Genomic DNA, 3,616 nt, shown 5'->3' on the forward strand with positions numbered 1-3,616 from the left:
GATCAGCGTGGCCCGGCCCTTGAGGAGCACGTGGACCTGCCAGTCCGCGGCGAGCGCTCGCACAGCGGCGACCCGGTCCGGTTCCGGCCTCGACCCGGTCAGCCGGGCGAACTCCCCCGCGTGCGGGGTCAGCAGGGTCGGAGCCGGGCGGTCGCGCACCACGGAGGGGTCCCGCGCGATCAGTGTCAGTCCGTCCGCGTCGACGAGCACGGGCAGGTCGGTGGCCAGCACGTCCCGCAGGGTGCGCGCGGCCGTCTCGTCGGTGCCGGCGCCCGGACCGACGACCCAGGCCTGCGCGCGTCCGGCCGCGGCGAACGACGGTGCCGCCACGACCTCGGGATACCGGGCGAGGACCGCATCCGCTGCGGTCCCGGCGTACCGGACCATGCCGGAGGTCGCCGCGACCGCGGCGCCGGTGCACAGCACACCGGCACCCGGATAGGTGGCGCTGCCTGCGACGATGCCGACGACACCCTGGCTGTACTTGTCGTCGTCGGGCCCCGGCACCGGCCAGATCGCGCCGATCTCGGAGGGTTCGGCGGCGACCAGGTCCGACACCGGCAGGTCCAGGCCGATGTCGACGAATTCGACGCGGCCGCACCGCGCCGCGGCGAGCGAGTGCACGGGTTTGAGGGCGCCGAACGCGACGGTGACCGCGGCGGTGACGGCCGGGCCGTCGACGGCGCCGGTGTCCGGGTCGACACCGCTGGGGGTGTCGACGGCGACGATCGGGGCGGTGATCGCGTCGACCAGCACCGCGGCCGCCGGACGCAGCGGACCGCGACCGGAGATCCCGACGATGCCGTCGAGCACCAGATCGGGGTCGCCGAGAGCTTCCGGGACCGCCGCGGCCACGCGTCCCCCGGCGGCCCGCAACGCGGACAGTCCGCCGGGGTGGGCCCGGTCGGGGTCGAGCAGCAGCGCGGTCACCGCGACGCCGCGGCGGCGCAGGAACGTTCCCGCCCACAGCGCGTCACCACCGTTGTCGCCGGACCCGACGAGCAGGACCACGCGCCGCCCGGCGATCCCGCCGGTGCGCGACCGCAGTTCCGCGGCGGCGACGCGAGCGAGACCGTGTGCGGCCCGTCGCATGAGCGTGCCCTCGGGCAGCGACGCGAGCAGCGGGGCCTCCGCGGCCCGGACCCGGTCGCACGGGTGGTAGCTGCGCATCACCCCTCCGATCGGAGCGCAGGTCTATTCGACCGTCACGGACTTGGCCAGGTTGCGGGGCTTGTCCACGTCGTAACCGCGTGCCTGCGCGACCTCGGCGGCGAAGACCTGCAACGGAACCGTCGACAGCAGCGGCTGCAGCAACGACGGCGACGACGGGATCTCGATGAGATGGTCGGCGAACGGGCGCACGGTTTCGTCGCCCTCCTCGGCGATGACGACGGTGCGGGCACCGCGCGCCTGGATCTCCCGGATGTTGCTGAGCAGCTTGCTGTGCAGCACGGCCCGCCCCTTCGGGGACGGCATCACCACGATGACGGGCAGGCCGTCCTCGATGAGCGCGATGGGGCCGTGCTTGAGCTCACCGGCCGCGAAGCCCTCCGCGTGCATGTACGCGAGTTCCTTGAGCTTGAGGGCACCTTCGAGCGCGACGGGATAGCCGACGTGACGGCCCAGGAACAGCACCGCCGGAGACGCCGACAGTTCCCGGGCGAGCTCGCGCACCGGTTCCATCGTGGTGAGGAGCTGCGCGATGCGCGGAGGCATCGCCGCGAGATCCTCGTACTCGCGGGCCACCTCGTCCGGGTACTTGGTGCCGCGGGCCTGCGCCAGCGCCAGGCCGACGAGCAGGTTCGCCGCCATCTGCGCGAGAAACGCCTTCGTCGACGCGACGCCGATCTCCGGGCCGGTGCGGGTGTAGAGCACGGCGTCGGCCTCCCGCGGGATCTGCGCGCCGTTGGTGTTGCACACCGCGAGCACCCGCGCCTTCTGCTCCTTCGCGTGCCGGACGGCCTCGAGGGTGTCGGCGGTCTCACCGGATTGGGAGATCGCCACGACCAGCGTCGATCGGTCGAGCACAGGGTCGCGGTAGCGGAACTCGGACGCCAGCTCCACCTCGACGGGCAGGCGGGTCCAGTGCTCGATGGCGTACTTGGCGACGAGACCGGAATGGTAGGAACTGCCGCACGCGACGACGAACACCTTATCGATCTCACGCAGTTCCTGATCGGACAGCCGCTGCTCGTCGAGCACGATGCGACCGTCGACGAAGTGCCCGCGCAGCGTGTCCGCGACCGCTTCGGGCTGCTCCTCGATCTCCTTGAGCATGAAGTAGTCGTGACCGCCCTTCTCGGCGGCGGCGAGATCCCAGTCGATCGTGAACGGCTGCGTCGGCACGTCGGTGTTGCCGTCGAAATCGGTCACCACGTAGGAGTCCTTGGTGATGACGACGACCTGGTCCTGGCCCAGCTCGACGGCGTCGCGGGTGAACTCGATGAACGCCGCGACGTCGGAGGCGATGAACATCTCGCCGTCGCCGACACCGACGACCAGCGGCGTGGATCGCCGGGCCGCGACGATCGTACCGGGCTGATCGGCGTGCGCGAACACGAGCGTGAAGGCGCCCTCGAGCCGGCGCAGCACGCTGCGGGCGCTCTCGACGAAGTCCCCGGCGGTGGGCCCTTCGGCGTAGGCGCGGGCCACCAGGTGCACGGCGACCTCGGTGTCAGTGTCGGACGCCAGTTCGACGCCCGCGTGCTCGAGTTCGGCGCGCAGCGGCGCGAAGTTCTCGATGATGCCGTTGTGGACGACCGCGACGCAGCCGGTCTTGTCGCGGTGCGGGTGCGCGTTGCGGTCGGTGGGGCGTCCGTGGGTCGCCCAGCGGGTGTGGCCCATGCCGGCCGTGCCCGCGAAGCGGTCCCGGCCGACCTCGTCGAGCTCGGCCTCGAGGTTCGCCAGCCGCCCGGCCTTCCGTTCGACGGCCAATCCGCCGCGACCGTCCAGGATTGCGATGCCCGCCGAGTCGTAACCTCGGTATTCCATACGCCGCAGTGCCTCCACCACGACGTCGAGAGCATTGCGGTGCCCGACATAACCCACGATTCCGCACATGGTTAGCAGGGTACTGGTCGACGACCCGGCGCCGACAACTCGTCGGGAACGCAATGGCCCGGGTCACGGCCGGTGCCGTACCGGGTCGGCGGGTGATCGGCTAACGTTCACGCCGTGGCGGCGAACCCGAAATCCTTGGCTCAGCAGCTTTCCCGGCGCGGACCCCATTCGGTCCTGCGTGGCGACCTGGCGCTGGCGGGTCAGCCAGGCGTCGTATACACCCCCGCCGAAGGATTCGGACTGCCCGCGGTGGCGTTCGGTCACGGCTGGCTGAGCGGGACGGCGAGCTACTCGGGCCTGCTCGAACATCTCGCCTCGTGGGGCATCGTCGCCGCGGCACCGAACACCGAGCGCGGTCCGGTTCCGTCGGCGCTGGGTCTGTCCACCGATCTCATCACCGTGCTCGACATCTGCACGAGCGTCCGGCTGGGCACGGGCCGGATCAGCGTGCACCCCGACCGGGTCGCCCTGGCGGGCCACGGACTGGGCGCGGGCGCGGCGGTGCTGGCCGCGTCCCGTCGTGACGTGGCGGCGGTGGCGGCACTGTTCCCGGCCC

Annotated in this window: 2 protein-coding genes and 1 pseudogene; 1 reads left to right on the forward strand and 2 read right to left on the reverse strand. The window is 72.0% G+C overall.

What is annotated here, in order from left to right:
- The coding region (locus I0Q12_RS03720) for a bifunctional ADP-dependent NAD(P)H-hydrate dehydratase/NAD(P)H-hydrate epimerase (protein WP_231609947.1) at positions 1 to 1,170 on the reverse strand (1,170 nt) is incomplete at its 3' end.
- Between the two features lie 24 nt (positions 1,171 to 1,194).
- Positions 1,195 to 3,060 (reverse strand): glutamine--fructose-6-phosphate transaminase (isomerizing), encoded by a 1,866-nt coding sequence (glmS, locus tag I0Q12_RS03725; protein ID WP_197250656.1) that lies wholly within the window; start codon positions 3,058 to 3,060, stop codon positions 1,195 to 1,197.
- A gap of 114 nt (positions 3,061 to 3,174) precedes the next feature.
- On the opposite strand from glmS, the pseudogene I0Q12_RS03730 reads away from it, so the two are divergent.
- Positions 3,175 to 3,616 (forward strand): annotated as a pseudogene (locus tag I0Q12_RS03730) (hypothetical protein); the annotation flags it as partial.

It is taken from the genome of Rhodococcus sp. CX (genome assembly GCF_015865005.1).
Classification (GTDB): domain Bacteria; phylum Actinomycetota; class Actinomycetes; order Mycobacteriales; family Mycobacteriaceae; genus Rhodococcus.